Origin of the sequence: Daejeonella sp. H1SJ63 (assembly GCF_029360775.1) — a bacterium.
Lineage (GTDB): Bacteria > Bacteroidota > Bacteroidia > Sphingobacteriales > Sphingobacteriaceae > Daejeonella.
Window position 1 is genome coordinate 75233 of the sequence record NZ_JARKMZ010000027.1, and the last position, 18799, is coordinate 94031.

An 18799-nucleotide genomic window follows, 5' to 3' on the forward strand; every position below is an offset into this window, starting at 1 on the left:
GCAGGGTTCTTAAGAATTCTGCCTCTTCTTTTTTGCAGTATATTACTATATTCCAAAAGCCTTAAAAACAGATTTACCGGCATAATTACTACCAATCTCTTCATTAATCCGAAGCAACTGATTGTATTTGGCTAAACGGGACGATCCTGCAACAGAACCGATCTTGATCTGTCCGCCATTCAATCCTACTGCCAGATCAGCAAGGGTAGCATCCTCAGTCTCTCCTGAACGCGCTGAAACCACTGTACTAAATCCCCCATTTTTTGCCATCCTGAGTGTATTTACCGTTTCAGTCAGGGTTCCGATCTGATTCATCTTAACCAGAATGGAATTCCCTGCCTTCATATCAAACCCTTTCTGCAAACGCTGCTGATTGGTAGTAAACAAATCATCTCCAATAAGTTGAATATGGCTTCCAAGACGCTGAGTCAAAACCTGCCATCCCTCCCAGTCATTTTCTGCCAGACCATCTTCAATGGAAATAACCGGGTGTTCTTTGGTCCATTTTTCCAGCATATCGATCATTTGGTCAGAGCTTAAAGAACGACCCTCTGAATGTAGCTGATATACTCCCTTAACTTCATCATAAAAATGAGAGGATGCAACATCCAAAGCAATGGCCACATCTGTACGCGGCTTATATCCACAGGCATGGAAAACTTCTCCCAAAACCTCAAGAGCCGCCTCATTAGATGGCAATGCAGGTCCGAAGCCACCTTCATCGGCAAGCAGATAGGCATTATATCCTTTTTTGATCAGTATTTCCCGGGTTTTCCAGTACACATTATAGATCATCTCCAATGCATCCGGATAGTTTGAGGGCGAAACAGGAATAATCAGAAAATCCTGTAAATCGATATTCTTTCCGGCATGCAAGCCTCCGCTGATAATATTTACCATTGGCACAGGCATAGAAACCGCATCCCCGGAAGGAAGATATTTAGCAGCAAGATGCCTGAACAATGGTGTATGCACTTCATTAGCTGCAGCATGAACACATGCAAATGATGCTCCCAGAATAGCATTGGCACCAAGATTTGATTTGGTTGAAGTACCGTCGAGACCTAACATCAGATTATCCAGATTCTCCTGATCTTCAATATCCTGTCCGATCAGTACATTTCTGATAGATGAATTGACATTATCCACCGCCTTGCTTACCCCTTTACCCCTGTGCCGGCTGCCGCCATCGCGCAATTCCAGCGCTTCAAACTGCCCGGTAGATGCTCCCGAAGGTACCATCATCCTGCCCATTGCTCCTGATTCCAGAAATACATCCACTTCAACAGTCGGATTTCCTCGCGAATCGAATATTTCTCTTGCTTTTAGATCTTTAATTTTAGACATGTGTAAATATAATTGCTCCCGCTCAGGAAGCTGAACAATAATTAAAAACTATTCGAATTGTGATCTGATTGCCTGCCAGACATCAGTTTCAGGATCTTCATTCCGTATCCATTCAATAGCTTTAGTTCGAATCTGCTGTTTCAACTCTTCATCCTGAATATAACTTACCGGAGATTTTCCATCCATTCTGGCCAGTAGCATCAGACCCAAATGGCAAAGCAGATTTTGAACCTTGCCAGAATAATGATCAAGAAATGATTTTATCAGCTGAAGGACTTCAGCATATTTCTTCAAATGCCATGCCTTCAGCATAAGGTGCCCTAAGCAATAGGCCGGGTCAAATACCGGATTCCCCCAGTGTGCCACCTCAAAATCAATCAGCACAATTTCACCGTCCTGTTGTACCAGCATATTTTTTGGCGAAAAATCGCCATGAACCAAACAGGTCTTCTGCATGGTTAGCTCATTGATTAATTTATTGATTGGCACAGAGAGTTCAGGATATTTCCGGATCAAAAACCGGTGAAAAGGATCAATGCGAAGCTGATCGAAGTATTTCTGATCACTAAACTCTGCCTTCAGACCTTCGTCAATCTTATCACTCCTTGAATGGATCCGGCTTAAGGTAATTGCTGCACTTTTAGCTGTTTCAGGATTAAAAATACCCTGCATCATCAGATCTTTCCAGGTTTGAACTCCCTCCTCGGCACAGGTCATCATGTAAATATGATTCACATAATCTACATGCAATACTTTTGGCACATTGGAGTCGGGAACAATCAATCCGATCTGTTCCATTACCTTATGTTCCCGGTGAATCCGTTCAACATCTGAAAACCAGTCGGCCTGCACTTCAAGTTTATCCAGTGCCTGCTTCAATACCCATCTGCCCTTATTACTGACGGCTTTCCACACTCTGCAGGAAACCCCACCGGTCAGACGACTGATCTCTGTTTCTTCAGCTTCATTGATCAGTTCTTCTTTGACCAGATACTTACGGACTTCTTCAGCACTATCTAAGATCATATGAAGAACTACCAGTAAATACCATAAAGAGCCGCAACAATTCCAATCACAAGCAATGCACCTACAGTAAATGAAGCCGAAGGACGGAACATTGAACTGTCTATTTCAAGTCCGTTCGACTTAATACCACGGCTATGATCATACATACTGATAAAATACATCAGTACTATGCAAATCACGAATACCAGACCCATACGATCAATAAATGGGATCTCATAAATTCCCTGAGCATTTTGTATGGAAAAACCATAGGCATTCAGGAATTCGAGATCAATATAGTTGGGCGATATTTTAAATAATACTGACATGATAAAGCCACCCACAGTTGCGAACAGGGCTGCATTGGATGTGGTCTTTTTCCAGAAAAACCCAAGGATGAACATGGCAAATATACCGGGGGAAACAAAACCGGTATATTCCTGAATGTACTGGAAGCCCCCTTTTTTATCTATCCCGAGATATGGCGCAATGACTACTGCCATAATCATAGAAATAACGATAACCCATCTTCCTATCTGCACCTGTTTATGTTCATTAGCCTCAGGATTTATCTTTTTCTTATAAATATCCAGAGTAAAGATGGTAGCTATACTGTTTGCCTTACCCGCAAGAGATGCTACAACCGCCGCGGTAAGCGCGGCAAATGAAAGTCCCTTTAAACCTACCGGCAAAAGGTTAAGCAATACCGGATAAGCGCGATCGCCCATCACTTCGCCATTCATAGTCATTTCTGTACTGAAGACACCTTCTTTATACAATACAAAGGCTGCAATTCCGGGAAGTACAACTATTACAGGCATTAAAAGCTTCAAAAATGCTGCGAAGAGAATCCCGCTTCTTGCGGTATTAATATCTGCGCCAAGCGCCCTCTGGGTAATGTACTGATTACAACCCCAGTAATTCAGATTCACAATCCACATCCCTCCTACAAGGACTGAAAGTCCGGGAAGGTCCATATAAAAAGGATCGTTCTTATTATATATCATTTGAAAATGGTCAGAAGAATTCTTTGCCATCAGATTAAATCCATTCAGCGGACCTGCTGATCCATAATGCTGGGCAACCATATCCAGAGCCAGATAAGTTGTTACCAATCCGCCAAGAACCAGAATCACTACCTGAATCACATCGGTATAGCCAATCACATTCATTCCTCCAAGGGTAATCATCACGGCAAAAACCGCCAGAGTGATCATACACAGATTGAAATCGAGCCCGGAGATACTGCTGATTGCTAATGCTCCCAGAAACAAAATAGAAGTCAGATTGACAATAACGTATAAAAGCAGCCAAAACACCGCCATAATCATGGCCACAGTATCATTATACCTCGTTGTCAGGAACTGAGGCATGGTATAAATCTTATTTTTCAGATAGATCGGAATGAAAAATACGGCAACCACGATCAGGGTTACCGCCGCCAGCCATTCATAGGCAGCAATCGCCAGTCCCATGGTAAAGCCTGAGCCGCTCATACCAATAAACTGCTCGGCCGAAATATTGGATGCGATCAGGGACGCTCCGATCGCCCACCAGGTTAAGGAGTCTTTCGCAAGAAAATAATCTTTTGAATTTTCGTGCTTCTTGCGCTTGTAAACGTACCATCCGTAAGAGGCAACAATAATGAAGTAGACAAAGAATACTATATAGTCTGGTGTTTGCATAAAAAACAGATTGATTAAATAAACCTATTAAAAAAAACGGAATTATTTTAAGAAGTTAATTTAGTCTGTTCTTTGTTCTAAGAACTCCTCAGGGTTTGGAAGAACCTGATCAATAAACCGTAAGCTCACCTCTCAGGTCTGTTGCAAGATATTCAGCAATTTTTTTATTGCTTTTTACGTTTCCTAAAAGATACATCAGTTTGGTTACTGCTGCTTCAAAAGTCATATCATAACCATTAATTACACCCATTTCCATGAGTGCACGGCTGGTTTCATAACGTCCGAGCTCAACCGTTCCCACTTTGCATTGCGAAATATTCAGAATCAGCTTTCCGGCATTGATCGCTTCTCTTAATAATTCAAGAAACCAGCATTCAGTTGAGGTATTACCCGAACCAAAGGTCTCCATGATGATTGCTTTACAGTCTGAAAAAAGCACAGCTTTTACTATTTCAGGACTCATTCCGGGATACAGTTTCAGAATACCGATAGCACTGTCGAGCCTGGTATGAAATTTAACAGGCTCAGCACCTGGTTTCAATATCGCATTTCTGCTGAACTTAAGATATACCCCTGCTTCTGCAAGTATTGGATAATTCGGAGATCTGAATGCCTCAAATTTTTCAGAATTATACTTAAATGAACGGTTTCCCCTGAAAAGTTTATAGTCGAAATAGATACAAACCTCCGGGACCATTGCCCTGCCTTTCCGCTTCTCTGCCGCAATCTCCAGAGCAGTAATCAGGTTTTCCTTTGCATCAGTACGTATACCGTTCACGGGGAGCTGGGAGCCTGTAAAAATTACCGGCTTACTCAGATTCTCGATCATAAAGCTAAGCGCTGAAGCCGTGAAGGCCATGGTATCTGAGCCATGCAGAACTACAAAGCCATCGTAATGATCGTACTCTTTCTGAATAAGCAGGGCAATCTGTTTATAGATTTCCGGACTCATATTCGAGGAGTCGATCAGAGGATCAAATGAGTGTACTTTAAACTGATATTTTAACCTTTTAAGTTCCGGGACATGATCTTTGATCTGCTCAAATTGAAAAGGCACAAGCACCCCCGTTTGAGGATCGTTAATCATACCGATCGTCCCTCCGGTATAAATAATCAGAACGTTAGTCATTGAATCATTTTAATTGGTTGCGGAATGTAAATATATAAAAGACCCGATTCCTGTACAAAGTCCCATTAGCAAAATCTATATTCCAAATACCTTAATTGAATTCTCTGTACTGATCTCAGCAATTTTTTCAATCGATACCTGTTTAATATCTGCCAGTTTCTGAGCTATATGTACCAGATAGGAACTTTCATTAGGTTTTCCCCTGTGAGGCACCGGAGTTAAATAAGGCGAATCTGTCTCCAGAACAATATGTTTCAGATCAATATCCTGTACCACCTTATCCAATCCTGAGTTTTTATAGGTGAGCACCCCTCCGATTCCCAGAAAAAACCCTAATCCGATTACCCGGTTTGCCTGTTCCCGGTTACCGGTAAAACAATGGAATATCCCTCTCAGCTTCTCATCTTTTAATTCATCCAGAATCTCAAATATCTCATCAAAAGCTTCACGGCAATGAATCACAATTGGCAGATCCAGCTGCTTAGCCCACTCAATCTGTGTACGGAAAGCTTCCTGCTGTTTAGAAAGTGTGCTCTTATCCCAGTAAAGATCAATTCCTATCTCTCCGATCGCATAGATCTTTCTTTTTGAAATTTCTTTGTAAATGATGTCGAGCTCCTCCTTAAAATTATCTTTCACATCACAGGGATGAAGTCCGAGCATAGGAAAACAATGTCCGGGATAGCGTTCTGCAAGTTCGAACACCATTGAAACCGATTCTGAATCAACATTGGGCAGAAACAAACGGCTTACCTGATTGTCCAGGCACCTTTGCATTAAACCGTCCAGTTTTTCAGGATCAGTTTCGTAATATAAATGGGTATGTGTATCTGTTAAGATCATGAAGTATATGAATAAAAATGCCCTCAGGCAAACCTGAAGGCAATTGATCTTATTTTATCAGGTGTTTAAGCTGTATGATCTCCTTTTCGTCCAGATATCTCCATCTGCCTCTCGGAAGATCCTTTTTGGTCAGATTCGAATAAACAACCCGGTCGAGCTTTACAACTTCATAGCCAAGACTCTCGAAGATTCTCCGTACAACACGATTTTTCCCGCTGTGGATCTGAATACCTACTTCCTTCTTACTTCCACCGGCAACATAACTAACCTGATCAGGCTTAATTACACCATCTTCCAGTTCAATACCAAAGGCAATTTTATTCATATCGCCCTGCGACAAACTCTTATTCAGTTCAACCTGATAAAGTTTGGTTATATTATTTCTCGGGTGGGACAATTTCTCGGCAAGATCACCATCATTTGTCATCAGCAGCAGGCCGGTAGTATTACGGTCAAGCCTTCCTACAGGATAGATACGCTCGCGCGATGCCTTTTCCACAAGATTCATCACCGTCTTTCTCTCCTGAGGATCATCAGTAGTAGTAATATAATCTTTTGGCTTGTTCAGAAGCACATAAACCATTTTTTCACGTTTAAGTGTTTCTCCGTTATAACGAATAGAATCTTTTGCCGGATCTACTTTGAATCCAAGCTCAGTTACAGGCTCCCCGTTTACAGAAACAACTCCTGCAGCGATCAGCTCATCGGCTTTACGCCTTGAACAGATTCCTGCATTGGCAATAAAACGGTTCAGACGAATAAGTCCATCGTCTTTAACCGTAGCTTTCTTGGGTCTTTTATTTACAAAACGCTCTTCAGAGCTCCATTTCTTATCATCCGATCTGAATCTCGGACGCTCTGATGAGGAACTATCAGAACCTGCACGGGATTTAAATGGCTTATCATTGAAGCGCTTAGGTGCATTCTTATCGGCAAACTTATTATCCCGTCCGGCAAATGGTTTTCTATCTGCTCCTTTTGAGCCTGAAAATACCTTTCTGTCGGATTGAGGCTTATCACCAAAGTTCTTCTTCTCACCGCCTTCAGAAAACTTACGTCTTCCTCCTGCCGGAGATTCAGATTGTGATCTTTCGCGAAAATTTCTTTTTCCCTGACGCTCTTCAGAAGAACTGCTGAAACTTCCCGGATTTCTTTTCTCAGACGAGAAACCGGAACCCGATTTTTCATCTGATTTCTTAAAACCACTCTTAAATGGCTTCCGGGAATCATCTGAAAACAATTTTTTCTTGATATTATTCGTTCCTTCTGTTCTTTCAGGCCTGAAAGAATTGCTCTTTGAGGACGAACCCGTGGTCCGGTTTGACTTTTCGGATTTGTCGTCCCGACTGTTCCTTTTGTTTTTGAATGGCATGTTACGCTTTTTATCTCTTTAAAAGAGGACCGCAAATCTAATCAAAATTACTGAAACGGGGCTGTTTTTCTTCGGGAAACAAAATTGAAAAAGAACCCAGAAATTTACAGTAAAATCAGGTTCAAAACAAGGGCTATAATCAGGTCAAAAACGTAACAGTTTGATAATTAGATATATATTCTGTATCTTTGCATAAAATATTCTATTTGAAATAAAAAGAGAGAGGTAAAAATGCTAAAGAAACACTTGATTACGTGTTCTGTGATGTTGGGCTTGTTGTTAATCGCCAAGTTGTTTATTTATAGTACTCCTGCTGATATTAATAACTATATAAATCTTAGTCTGGAGCCCCGAAACAGCGAAAATACAGTTGAACCTTATTTCAACTCCCTTAGTTTTGCAAACGAGACTTTACCCCTTGGCGACAAGAGGATCAGGTCTAAAATGTATGCATATCTTGAAGCTCATTCATTTGAGAATCTGAATACGTCCAAACTTCACAGAAAGGCAGAAAAATGGTTCCCTATTATTGAACCAATTTTGAAAAAATATGGTATCCCATCCGATTTTAAATATATGCCCTTAGTTGAAAGCGGACTTGATAGCGGAACTTCATCTAAAGGTGCGGCAGGATACTGGCAGTTTATGCCGCAAACTGCCCGTGATTTTGGACTGAAAGTTAATTCAGGGATTGATGAGAGACACAATATCCAAAAGTCGACTGTTGCAGCTGCAAAGTACCTGAAATCCCTGTACAAAGAATTCGGGAGCTGGACACTGACAGCCGCTGCATATAATATCGGCGAAGGAAGTCTGAAACGTCATATCGACAAGCAGAACCAGGACAACTATTTTAAAATGAAGTTGAACCGGGAAACGGCTTCCTATGTTTACAAATTAATCTCAATGAAAGAGATTATTGAGAATCCAACACGTTACGGTTATACCAGCCGGGTCAGCAGACTTCTGGCTAAAGACAATTCGCCGGTAGAAATGGATTTCCCTTTCGAAGGGACGAACAGAAGTGCAACACCGCAAATTTTAAGGAACTAAGCCCTTATAAACCGGGGAAAGGGCTGGAGCAATTCAGCCCTTTTTCATTTACTCAATTTCGACCGATCTTCATACCCTAACTGTCAATCAGGCAGGGACGGAGTTAAGCAATCAATTAATGCTTTGTGACTCTGAACCAATAATCTCTGACAAAAAAAATTGCATCTTTGCATAAATTTTTTGAGCGAGTATTCTCTTTATGAATAAATCTAATCCCGACCTTGGCGAGCAAAGTGAAGTTGAAGTTTTTGGTGCCAGAGTTCATAATTTAAAAAATATCGACGTTTCCTTTCCGCGCAATAAGCTGGTAGTTATTACCGGACTGAGTGGCAGCGGCAAATCATCACTGGCTTTCGATACAATTTATGCCGAAGGTCAGAGAAGATATATGGAAACTTTCAGCGCCTACTCCCGTCAGTTTCTGGGTGGGATGGAACGCCCCGATGTGGATAAGATTTCAGGATTAAGTCCGGTAATTGCCATCGAGCAAAAAACCACCAGTAAGAACCCGCGATCTACGGTGGGTACCATCACTGAGATTTATGATTTTATGCGTCTGCTTTATGCCCGAACCGGGGAAGCTTATTCCTATGTGAGCGGCGAAAAAATGGAACGCATGACCGAGGATCAGATCCTCAAAAACATTCTTGAAAAATTTGACGGACAGGCTATCAACATCCTTGCTCCTGTAGTAAAAGGCCGTAAAGGCCATTACCGCGAATTGTTTGAGCAGATACGCAAACAAGGCTATATCAAAGTAAGAGTCGACGGCGAGATCATGGATCTTAGTCCGAAGATGCAGGTTGACCGCTATAAAATCCATGATATTGAAATGGTGATCGATCGCCTTATGGTCAGCGAAGCTGATAAAAAGAGGCTCTATGATTCTATTCAGTCTGCCCTTAAAGTTTCAAAAGGCATTATCAAGATCAGCAATAAGGAAAATCAGGAATTCTTTTACAGTAAGTTTCTCATGGATCCTGTTTCAGGGATATCCTATGATGAACCGCAACCGAATACCTTCTCATTTAACTCGCCCTATGGCGCTTGCGAGCGCTGCAATGGCCTGGGCTATATTTTTGAGGTCGACAGACATTCGGTTATTCCAAATCCTAAGTTAAGCATCATGCAGGGCGGACTTGCCCCTTTGGGCGAATACCGCGAGACCTGGATTTTTCAGATACTGAAAGCTCTTTCAAAAAAATATAATTTCTCACTATCCAATCCACTCGAAAAGATCCCCGAAGAGATCATTGATATTATCTTAAACGGTTCAGAAGACATTATCACCGTTCCGGTTGAATACAATAAGTGGAATGTGCAAAATTACCAGATCTCGTTCGACGGGATCATCAAAATGCTGGAAGAGCAAACCGAAAAACGTGGTGAGGATGTTGGTGAAGACCTGGAGAATTTCAGGGTTCTGAAGACCTGCCCCGAATGTTCAGGCGCCCGCTTAAAGAAAGAATCACTTCATATCAAAGTTGATCAGAAAAATATTTACGAGCTGGCCTGCATGGACATCGCTACACTGAACAAATGGTTCGAAAATATTGAGGATCGCTTAAGCGAAAGACAAAACACCATTGCCAGGGAAATTCTGAAAGAGATCCGTTCAAGGATTGGATTCCTGCTTGATGTGGGATTAAATTACCTGACTCTCGACCGCACAGCCAAAACCCTTTCAGGTGGCGAGGCACAACGCATCCGTCTGGCAACACAGATTGGTTCGCAGCTCGTTAATGTGCTTTATATTCTGGATGAACCGAGTATTGGGCTGCATCAGCGCGATAATGCACGGCTGATTAATGCATTAAAAAATTTAAGAGACATCGGCAATTCCGTACTGGTTGTAGAGCATGATAAGGATATGATCATGCATGCCGACCATGTTATTGACATGGGGCCTGCGGCTGGAGAACATGGAGGCGAAGTTGTCGGGGAAGGCAGTCCTGAGAAATTTGCCAAAGCCAAAACCCTGACCAACGATTATCTCAGCGGCAAAAAGGAGATCAGTGTTCCTGCAGAACGAAGAAAAGGAAACGGGAAATCGCTGATCCTGAAGAATGCCAGTGGCAATAACCTGAAAGATGTCAGTGTTGAATTTCCTCTGGGAAAACTGATTTGTGTAAGCGGAGTTTCCGGTAGCGGAAAATCTACGCTGATCGCCGAAACATTATATCCTATTCTGAATCATCACTTTTTCAGAGCCAAGAAAAAACCGATGCCCTATAAAAAAATTGAAGGGCTTGAACATATCGACAAAGTTATCGAGATCGACCAGACTCCGATAGGAAGAACACCCCGCTCTAACCCATCCACGTACACCGGAGTGTTCTCAGATATCAGAAATTTGTTCGTAATGCTTCCTGAAGCCAAGATCAGAGGCTATAAGCCGGGCCGATTCTCGTTCAATGTAAAAGGTGGAAGATGCGAAACCTGTCAGGGTGCCGGCATGAAAGTTATTGAAATGAACTTCTTACCAGACGTACAGGTTCCATGTGAAGAATGCAGCGGCAAACGCTATAACCGCGAAACACTGGAGGTGCGCTATCGTGGAAAATCAATCAGCGATGTGCTGGATATGAGTATTGAAGAGGCCGTGGCATTTTTCGAACCAATCCCTTCTATTTACAGAAAGATCAAAACCCTGCAGGATGTTGGTCTGGGCTATATCCGTTTAGGTCAGTCGTCTACAACCTTATCCGGCGGCGAAGCCCAGCGTGTAAAACTGGCCACCGAGCTTTCCAAAAAAGATACCGGAAATACATTTTATATTCTTGATGAGCCGACTACGGGCTTACATTTTGAAGATATTAATGTGCTCCTGGGTGTTTTAAATCGTCTGGTAGATCATGGAAATACCATTCTGGTCATTGAACATAATCTGGATGTGATTAAAGTGGCCGACTGGGTAATTGATTTAGGCCCTGAAGGAGGTTCAGGTGGAGGAACCATTCTGTTTGAAGGAGTTCCGGAAGACCTGATCAAAGTAAAGGAAAGTCATACGGGTAAGTTTCTTGCAATGGAAATGTAACCGCCATTCCTGCCTGCCTGTCAACGGGTAGGCCGAAGGTGGAACGAGCTGAAATTACAGCTGCAAAACACAAAGAGCCCATTGTGCTTCAAATAAACCCACTCTTTTTCTTAATTTAGTACATGCTCCAGCTACTTAGCGCCTCACAGATCAGGGAGGCCGATGCCTATACTATCAAAAATAAACCCATCAGTTCAATTGATCTGATGGAGTCGGCTTCTTTGGCTTTTGTAAAGGTCTTTCAGCAGGAGGTTTCAGATCCGGATACTTCAATCAGCATTTACTGCGGCACGGGCAATAATGGCGGCGACGGATTAGCCATTGCCCGGTTACTGAAACAAGAAAATTATACGCATGTTTCCGTCAGGATATTCAGGCTGTCTGACAGGGAGAGTCCTGATTTCAGAACCAATCTGGAGCGTCTTTACCATACCGGAATTTCAATCAAAGAAATCAACACAGGTGACGAATTCCCTGAAGAAAATGCGGAGGTTATTATTGATGCTTTAATTGGTTCGGGACTGAACAAAGCTATCGAAGGGCCTTTAAAATTACTGATTAACCATCTCAATAATCTTAACAAAAAGGTTTATGCAGTAGATATTCCCAGCGGATTTCCCTCTGAAGGTGCGATCAATCCGGATGCCTGTGTGTTAAAGGCTGATTTATGCATCAGCTTTCAAAGGCCAAAAATTAACTTCTTCTTTCCCGAATCAGTCAACGCCACAGAACGCTTTCTGGTTGCTGAGATTGGCCTGGATGAGGAATACATTCAGGCTCAGGCAGGTCCATGGAAACTTGTTGAAGAACAGGATATCCGAAGCAACATTAAACCTCGAAAAGCATTCAGTCATAAAGGTAGCTACGGCCACGCTTTAATCATTGCAGGCAATACCGAAACCATGGGAGCAGCTTTGCTTTGTGCAGATGCCTGCCTGCATTCTGGCGCCGGACTAACCACTGCCTCTATTCCTGAAGAAGGGCTGTGTGCATTGAACAGCTATGCACCTGAGGTAATGTTTATTCCAAGAAATGAATTAAAATCAACTGCAGCCATCAGTAAATACAGTTCAATCGCCATTGGACCCGGATTAGGCAGGGATGAAGAATCAGATGAATTATTTAAGCAGGTACTGAATTTAAAAGATATTCCGATGGTGATTGATGCCGATGGACTGAATATTCTGGCTGCCAATCCTGATTTATTCAAAAACTTACCGGAGAACTGCATTATCTGTCCGCATGTCAAAGAATTCGATCGCCTTTTCGGTCCATCCGATTCCTGGTGGGACCGCATTTCAATAGCAGTAAAAAAAGCAAAAGAGTTTAATATTATTATTCTGCTGAAAAATCAATACACTTTTATCGTGCTGCCCGATGGAAATATCCTGATCAACCCCACAGGAAATCCTGCAATGGCTGTAGGCGGTATGGGAGATGTTCTGGCCGGAATGATCGCAGCATTTTTAGCACAGGCTTATACCCCTGAAAAAGCCGCTATGCTGTCGGTTTATCTTCACGGAAGAGCAGGAGATGAATTGGAGGGGATGAATTCAGTTCCTCCAAGATATGTCACGAGGATAATCCCTGGCGTCATTCACGACTTCACATGTCCCTCAAAGGGATAATCCGAACGAATTAAAAATCGAATAAATGCTTTTCTGCGTGGTATGAAGATCGTACCAGCGGACCGCTTTCTACATACTTAAAGCCCATCTCAAGTCCGTGAACCTTATATTTCTCAAATTGCTCCGGACTTATCCAATCAACCACAGGATGGTGATTTCTTGTAGGCTGCAAATACTGCCCAAGAGTTAAAATATGAACTCCTGCATCCAGCAGATCGCTCATTGCTTCGAATACATCTTCTTCAGTTTCTCCAAGTCCAAGCATAATGCCCGATTTGGTTCTTAAACCTGCTGCATTAATACGTCGGAGGCATTCCAGACTACGGTCATATTTAGCCTGAATACGAACCTCCTTAGTCAGGCGGCGAACAGTTTCAAGATTATGCGATACAACTTCAGGGCGGGTTTCAAGAACACGTTCCAGATTTTCCCAGATACCTCTGAAATCAGGAAGCAGGGTTTCCAGAGTTGTTCCCGGACTTTCCTGACGGATAGCGTTGATGGTTTCGGCCCAGATTGCAGAACCTCCGTCTTTCAGGTCATCACGATCTACCGAAGTGATTACACAATGCTTAACCTGCATTAATCGTACCGAATCTGCAACACGTTTAGGCTCATCAATATCTACGGCAAGCGGTCTTCCGGTTGCTACCGCACAAAAAGAACACGATCTCGTGCAGATATTTCCCAATATCATAAAAGTAGCAGTGCCGGCCCCCCAGCATTCGCCCATATTCGGGCAATTACCACTTTCACATATTGTATGCAGTTTATGAGTATCCACTAAACTTCTTACCTGTGCATATTCTTTACCCACAGGGAGTTTAACACGCAGCCAGTTTGGTTTGCGCTCCATTTGATTAACGGGAATAACCGGTAGTTCGATCATGGCACAAAAGTACAGATTTTTAATAAGAATTCAGATTGAAGCGCAGGAATCAGGTATTTTGACATAATGGTGTTTCTTCTTTTATGTCAGGAAATGAACAATCATCAAAATGATATCAGATCTTCATTATTTATTTACTTTTGAGTACAAAATTTTAGATTAATCAAATGGCAACCATTGAAACTACCTATATCGGTGAACTTAGAACTGAAGCAACACATGTATTTTCCGGAAACAGAATAATCACTGATGCACCTCTGGATAATCAGGGAAAGGCGGAAGCATTTTCTCCAACAGACCTGCTTTCTGCTTCATTAGGCAGCTGTATGTTCACCATTATGGGGATTGCTGCAAGAGAACACGGAATTCAAATTGACGGAACTACCTGCTCTATCACGAAGATTATGGCAGCAGATCCAAGAAGAGTATCTGAAATTCAGATTGTTTTTAACTTCCCTGATATCAGGTATACTGATAAACAAAAACTAATTCTGGAAAGGGCCGCAATCCATTGTCCGGTTGCAAAAAGCCTGCATCCCGATCTTGTTCAGAATATTACTTTTAATTTTAAGGATTAAGCCAGCGATATCTGCTCAGCAAGCTCTTCGGTAGTAATATCAGAATGGGATGCTTCATAAATGCATTCTCCATCTTTGATCAGCAGAAGCTGGGGTGATTCATGATGAACATTGAATTGCTCAGCAATGGCATTTGAAACATCCCTGAATGCGATCAGGTCAAGATAATAAACGGGAAGATCCTGCGGAATTTCATCCCGGCCCATTTCAAAACGCCTTTTGGCCATCATACTTACAGGACAGCGGGTGCTATGCTTGAAAATAGCATGATATCCTGCTGAAGATTTAATCTGGTTTAATTGCTCCTGACTATCCAATGCGATCCAGTTCATAATAATTGGTATTTATTCCGGGTACAAAGATACCAAACGCAGAAAAAACTCAGGTCAGCACCAGGTAAAATTGAATCAGAAAATACGAAGTGGATTAACGCTTGGCTTTAGGATAAGTGCCATAAGCAGGGCATAGTCTGGAAGAACATGACTGCAATACTGTTGTAGCTATAAACAAGGCTAAAACGCCTATAAGTACTTTTTTCATCTGGCTTTTTTATAAAATTATCGATATAATCGCAATATTCAAAATTTAACGGATATCAATTGCAGCCATCACAATGGCAGTCACAGCAGCTTCCTCTCCCTTGTTCCCATGCTTACCTCCTGCTCTTTCCAATGCCTGTTGCAAATTATCTGTCGTTAATACGCCAAAGATCACCGGTTTGTTGTGTTTAATTGAAACATTTGTTACTCCATTGGCTACAGCATTGCAAATAAAGGTAAAATGGGGTGTTTCTCCCTGAATTACACAGCCCAGACAAATTACAGCATCAAGTGCTTTAGAGCTTAAAAGAATATCCGCTGCTGAAGTCAGTTCAAAGCTTCCCGGAACCTGTATAACAGTAATATTCTCCTCAAGAGCTCCATGTTTCAAAAGAGCATGGTATGCACCCTCATACAAAGGGCCGGTAACTGCTGCATTCCATTGAGCAGCAACTATACCGAAACGATAGGGTTTGGCAGACGGAACCTCAATATGTGAGAAATCAGATAAACTTTTTAATGATGTTGCCATGGTCTGAAAACAATAAATGCTTGTTGCAGAAATTTCTGCAACAAGCATTTGAATAAATTTTAATTACAAACGTGCTTCAGCACGTGCGATATAAGCATCAATTGTTGAAGCTTCAACACTTTCAGGAAATTCTGTTCTGATCTTGTTATAAGCTTCAGCAGCTGATTTATATTCTTTCTGCTCCTCATAAACTAAACCTAACTTTTTAAGGAAAAGCGGAGAAGTGAATGAATTTTTACTTTTGTCAGCAGCCTTTTTATAATAAGTGATTGCTTTACTGTAATCTTTCAGCTCGCTGTAAGCATCGCCCAGCATTCCAAGAACCAAAGGATCAATAACCGGACTGCCTGTATTGCTATAATTACCCAAAGCATCTGCTGCTTTTTTGTATTCACCTTTCTGAAGATAAAGTCCGCCTAAATACGCATTAGCCAGATTAGCAGATTTTGTATTTGAATATTCTTCAGCAATTTTTTCAAAACCCGGGTATGAACCATCACCGCTGATTGCTTTATCTTTCAAAGAATCAACACTCAAATACTCTTCAGCTTTGAACATCTCATTAGCTGCTTTTTCTGCACGCGGGGCAAGATAAAAATTCTGGTATCCAAAGTATAAAAGTACTAAAGCAATGATGGCTGAGCCAATTATAGCTAAGCTTTTCGCATTTTCCTGCACGAATTTTCCTGTATTACCAAGCTGGTTTTCAGCTTCTGCTACGTGTTCTTTTTGATCTTTTGACATTGATATTTTAAAAAATTATAAACCCTCTCACTGAAACGAATTCCGCAAAAATACATTTTTCAGACTAAGTATCAACTTTTAAATCAGAGAGATTGATTTTTTTTGATAATAACTACCCGGAGGTATAATTATACGCTAAACAAGTTAAAATGACAAATCGGCTGCTATGGATATTGCTGCTAAAATCAGCTTTCATAATACCTCTGTGTTTTCACAAGTCAGAAACTGTTTTAAGCTGCCAAATGACTAAATTTGCCAGGAGCTTAACCGCTCAATAATCAATTATGTGGCTCCAAAAGTTATCTGTACTGAATTTTAAAAATTATTCTGAAGCTGAGCTGAGCTTCTCAGACACGGTTAATGCCTTTACCGGGAATAACGGAGCCGGAAAAACCAATCTCTTAGATGCTATTCATTATCTCTCGCTCTGCAAAAGCTATTTTAATCCGATAGACAGCCAGCAAATCAGACAGGGCGAAGATCTTTTCATGATCCAGGGCACATTTCATAAAGATGACAATGATGAAGTGATCTACTGCGGTCTGAAACGCTCACAGAAAAAAAAATTTAAACGCAATAAAAAGGAATATCAGCGTCTTGCTGATCATATCGGGCTATTCCCCTTAGTGATGATCTCACCAAATGATATCAGCCTGATCATTGAGGGCAGCGAAGAAAGAAGGAAGTTCATCGACAATGCGATATCACAAACCGATGGGCATTACCTTGATGAGCTGATCATTTATAATCGCAACCTGACCAACAGAAATGCTCTTCTGAGGCAAATTGCCATCTCAGGCAAATACGACCCTACCCTGATGGAAATCTATGATGATCAGCTGGTTGAATCGGGCAACAGGATCTTCGAAAAACGAAAGGCTTTCATGCAGGAGTTTACCGGAATCTTCAACAATCATTACAGCTATTTATGTGAAGATGCCGAGCAGGTTGAACTGGTTTATGACTCACCATTGCTTCATGATGATTTTGAAACAATCCTGAAAAAAAATCTGGAACGCGACAGGATCCTGGAACGAACCTCCAGTGGTATTCATAAGGATGAGTTAAATTTCAGTATTCATGGGATGGTGCTCAAGAAATTTGGCTCCCAGGGACAACAGAAATCATTTCTTATTGCATTAAAGCTTGCCCAGTATACTTTTCTTCATAAGAATAAAGGTTTTGAACCTTTATTGCTGCTCGACGACATCTTCGACAAGCTTGATGATGCACGGACCACTAAACTGATGAAAATGGTATCGGACAAAGATTTCGGACAAATTTTCATTACTGATACCAGCAGAAACAGAATTGAAGAGATATTCAGGAAGATTGATGTACCTGTAAACATCTTCGACATAGAAAAAGGGAATATTCTCAGTTGATTTGCCTCATTAAGAAGCTGAATTACTTAAATTTACATCAGATAAATAAGCCATGAGCCGTACTAACGACAGATCATTAAAAGACGCCATCGAGCAGATGCTGCAGGTTTATAAGCTGCGCAGAAAGTTTGATGAAACATCCCTGATCGCTGCCTGGCCCGAAATGATGGGGAAAGCTATTGCTAATCGTACCAAAGATATTTTCATCCGCGACCGGAAATTATTTATCAGAATGGAATCTGCCGTAATCAAAAATGAATTGCTGATGATGCGTTCAAATATCATTGAGAAAATGAATGAACGGGCAGGCAGCAGTATTATCGATGAAATAATTATCCTGTAGTTCAGCGTTTTCTCTCTGTATAATTTTTTACGAGAAGATAATATAATACGGTCAGGAATGAGGCTATGGAAAATGCCTTCAGAAAAAACAGATAATCAATATTTCTGTCAAATCCCCCAAAATAAGAAGCCGCCGGTGGCACAATCAGCATAACCAGGAAGAAGATCAGGTATCGTATCTGAAATATTTTCATCTGTACGGCATTAAATAATATTGTCCTGAACCAATAGGAAATTCCAGGTTCAGGACAATAAAGGTAATGATTAGAAACGCTCGAATGCAGTAAAGAAGAAGTTACCTTCTATCTGTGCATTCTCGTCAGAGTCTGATCCATGAATGGCATTTGCATCAATAGATTTTGCATACTTATTACGGATAGTTCCTGCTTCAGCCTTAGTCGGATCAGTTGCACCAATCAGCTTGCGGAAATCTTCAACCGCATTGTCTTTTTCAAGAATTGCAGCTACGATAGGCCCTGAAGACATGAAATCAACAAGATCCTTATAAAAAGGACGCTCGCTGTGTACAGCATAAAACTGCCCTGCGATATCCTTGTTCAGGCGGGTATATTTTAAAGCAATTACTTTAAAACCACCTTTAATAATATCATCTAAAATAGCTCCGGTGTGGCCATTGGCTACAGCATCGGGCTTAATCATTGTAAAAGTTCTGTTAGTTGCCATCTTATTA

The 18799-nt window shown here is 41.5% G+C and carries 18 protein-coding genes; 6 read left to right on the forward strand and 12 right to left on the reverse strand.

The annotated features are described in order from the left end of the window. Positions 1-45 precede the first annotated feature (45 nt). The 6 genes from eno to P2W72_RS07670 all read right to left on the reverse strand — a co-directional run bounded on the left by eno (position 46) and on the right by P2W72_RS07670 (position 7381). Positions 46-1347 carry a phosphopyruvate hydratase gene (eno, locus tag P2W72_RS07645; protein ID WP_276360442.1) on the reverse strand — a complete coding sequence of 434 codons (1302 nt, stop codon included), beginning with the start codon at positions 1345-1347 and terminating at the stop codon, positions 46-48. A gap of 48 nt (positions 1348-1395) precedes the next feature. Next, complete coding sequence (locus tag P2W72_RS07650) at positions 1396-2373, reverse strand: aminoglycoside phosphotransferase family protein (RefSeq protein WP_276360445.1); 978 nt, start codon at positions 2371-2373, stop codon at positions 1396-1398. Positions 2374-2381: 8 nt separating this feature from the next. Then, complete coding sequence (locus P2W72_RS07655; RefSeq protein ID WP_276360569.1) at positions 2382-4046, reverse strand: sodium/sugar symporter; 1665 nt, start codon at positions 4044-4046, stop codon at positions 2382-2384. A 100-nt stretch (positions 4047-4146) separates the two neighbouring features. Then, entirely contained in the window at positions 4147-5166 is a 1020-nt protein-coding gene (locus P2W72_RS07660; protein ID WP_276360448.1) for a type I asparaginase, read from the reverse strand. Between the two features lie 75 nt (positions 5167-5241). After that, positions 5242-6009, reverse strand: coding sequence for a TatD family hydrolase (locus tag P2W72_RS07665; protein WP_276360450.1), 768 nt, complete (start codon positions 6007-6009; stop codon positions 5242-5244). Between the two features lie 49 nt (positions 6010-6058). Beyond that, positions 6059-7381, reverse strand: a complete 1323-nt coding sequence (locus P2W72_RS07670) for a pseudouridine synthase (protein WP_276360453.1) — start codon at positions 7379-7381, stop codon at positions 6059-6061. 231 nt (positions 7382-7612) lie between these two features. On the opposite strand from P2W72_RS07670, the gene P2W72_RS07675 reads away from it, so the two are divergent. The 3 genes from P2W72_RS07675 (at position 7613) to P2W72_RS07685 (ending at position 13099) form a co-directional block, all read left to right on the forward strand. Further along, positions 7613-8434 (forward strand): lytic transglycosylase domain-containing protein, encoded by an 822-nt coding sequence (locus P2W72_RS07675; protein WP_276360456.1) that lies wholly within the window; start codon positions 7613-7615, stop codon positions 8432-8434. A 199-nt stretch (positions 8435-8633) separates the two neighbouring features. After that, positions 8634-11471, forward strand: coding sequence for an excinuclease ABC subunit UvrA (uvrA, locus tag P2W72_RS07680; protein ID WP_276360459.1), 2838 nt, complete (start codon positions 8634-8636; stop codon positions 11469-11471). A gap of 122 nt (positions 11472-11593) precedes the next feature. Further along, the gene (locus P2W72_RS07685) at positions 11594-13099 is read left to right on the forward strand and encodes an NAD(P)H-hydrate dehydratase (protein ID WP_276360461.1); all 1506 of its coding nucleotides are present in this window, start codon (positions 11594-11596) and stop codon (positions 13097-13099) included. Between the two features lie 10 nt (positions 13100-13109). Here the strand turns inward: P2W72_RS07685 and lipA are convergent, their stop codons facing one another. After that, positions 13110-13988 carry a lipoyl synthase gene (gene lipA, locus P2W72_RS07690; RefSeq protein ID WP_276360463.1) on the reverse strand — a complete coding sequence of 293 codons (879 nt, stop codon included), beginning with the start codon at positions 13986-13988 and terminating at the stop codon, positions 13110-13112. Between the two features lie 167 nt (positions 13989-14155). Between lipA and P2W72_RS07695 the strand changes: the two genes are divergently transcribed. Then, the gene (locus tag P2W72_RS07695) at positions 14156-14566 is read left to right on the forward strand and encodes an OsmC family protein (RefSeq protein ID WP_276360466.1); all 411 of its coding nucleotides are present in this window, start codon (positions 14156-14158) and stop codon (positions 14564-14566) included. Here the strand turns inward: P2W72_RS07695 and ytxJ are convergent. The 3 genes from ytxJ to P2W72_RS07710 all read right to left on the reverse strand — a co-directional run bounded on the left by ytxJ (position 14563) and on the right by P2W72_RS07710 (position 16381). After that, positions 14563-14898, reverse strand: a complete 336-nt coding sequence (gene ytxJ / locus P2W72_RS07700) for a bacillithiol system redox-active protein YtxJ (RefSeq protein ID WP_276360469.1) — start codon at positions 14896-14898, stop codon at positions 14563-14565. The two genes, P2W72_RS07695 and ytxJ, sit on opposite strands and share 4 nt — an antisense overlap. Before the next feature lie 253 nt (positions 14899-15151). Next, the gene (gene ribH, locus P2W72_RS07705) at positions 15152-15637 is read right to left on the reverse strand and encodes a 6,7-dimethyl-8-ribityllumazine synthase (protein ID WP_276360572.1); all 486 of its coding nucleotides are present in this window, start codon (positions 15635-15637) and stop codon (positions 15152-15154) included. Positions 15638-15700: 63 nt separating this feature from the next. Beyond that, on the reverse strand, positions 15701-16381 hold the full coding sequence (locus tag P2W72_RS07710; RefSeq protein WP_276360472.1) for a tetratricopeptide repeat protein: 681 nt from the start codon (positions 16379-16381) through the stop codon (positions 15701-15703). A gap of 284 nt (positions 16382-16665) precedes the next feature. Between P2W72_RS07710 and recF the strand changes: the two genes are divergently transcribed. Both recF and P2W72_RS07720 read left to right on the forward strand, forming a co-directional pair. Next, on the forward strand, positions 16666-17766 hold the full coding sequence (gene recF, locus P2W72_RS07715) for a DNA replication and repair protein RecF (RefSeq protein ID WP_276360475.1): 1101 nt from the start codon (positions 16666-16668) through the stop codon (positions 17764-17766). A 52-nt stretch (positions 17767-17818) separates the two neighbouring features. Beyond that, positions 17819-18109 carry a DUF721 domain-containing protein gene (locus tag P2W72_RS07720; protein WP_276360479.1) on the forward strand — a complete coding sequence of 97 codons (291 nt, stop codon included), beginning with the start codon at positions 17819-17821 and terminating at the stop codon, positions 18107-18109. Position 18110: 1 nt separating this feature from the next. On the opposite strand, the gene P2W72_RS07725 is transcribed toward P2W72_RS07720, so the two are convergent. Next, complete coding sequence (locus P2W72_RS07725; RefSeq protein WP_276360482.1) at positions 18111-18302, reverse strand: hypothetical protein; 192 nt, start codon at positions 18300-18302, stop codon at positions 18111-18113. A 70-nt stretch (positions 18303-18372) separates the two neighbouring features. Beyond that, a complete protein-coding gene (locus P2W72_RS07730) occupies positions 18373-18792 on the reverse strand; it encodes a nucleoside-diphosphate kinase (protein WP_276360484.1) in 420 nt (139 codons plus the stop codon). Between the last annotated feature and the right edge of the window lie 7 nt (positions 18793-18799).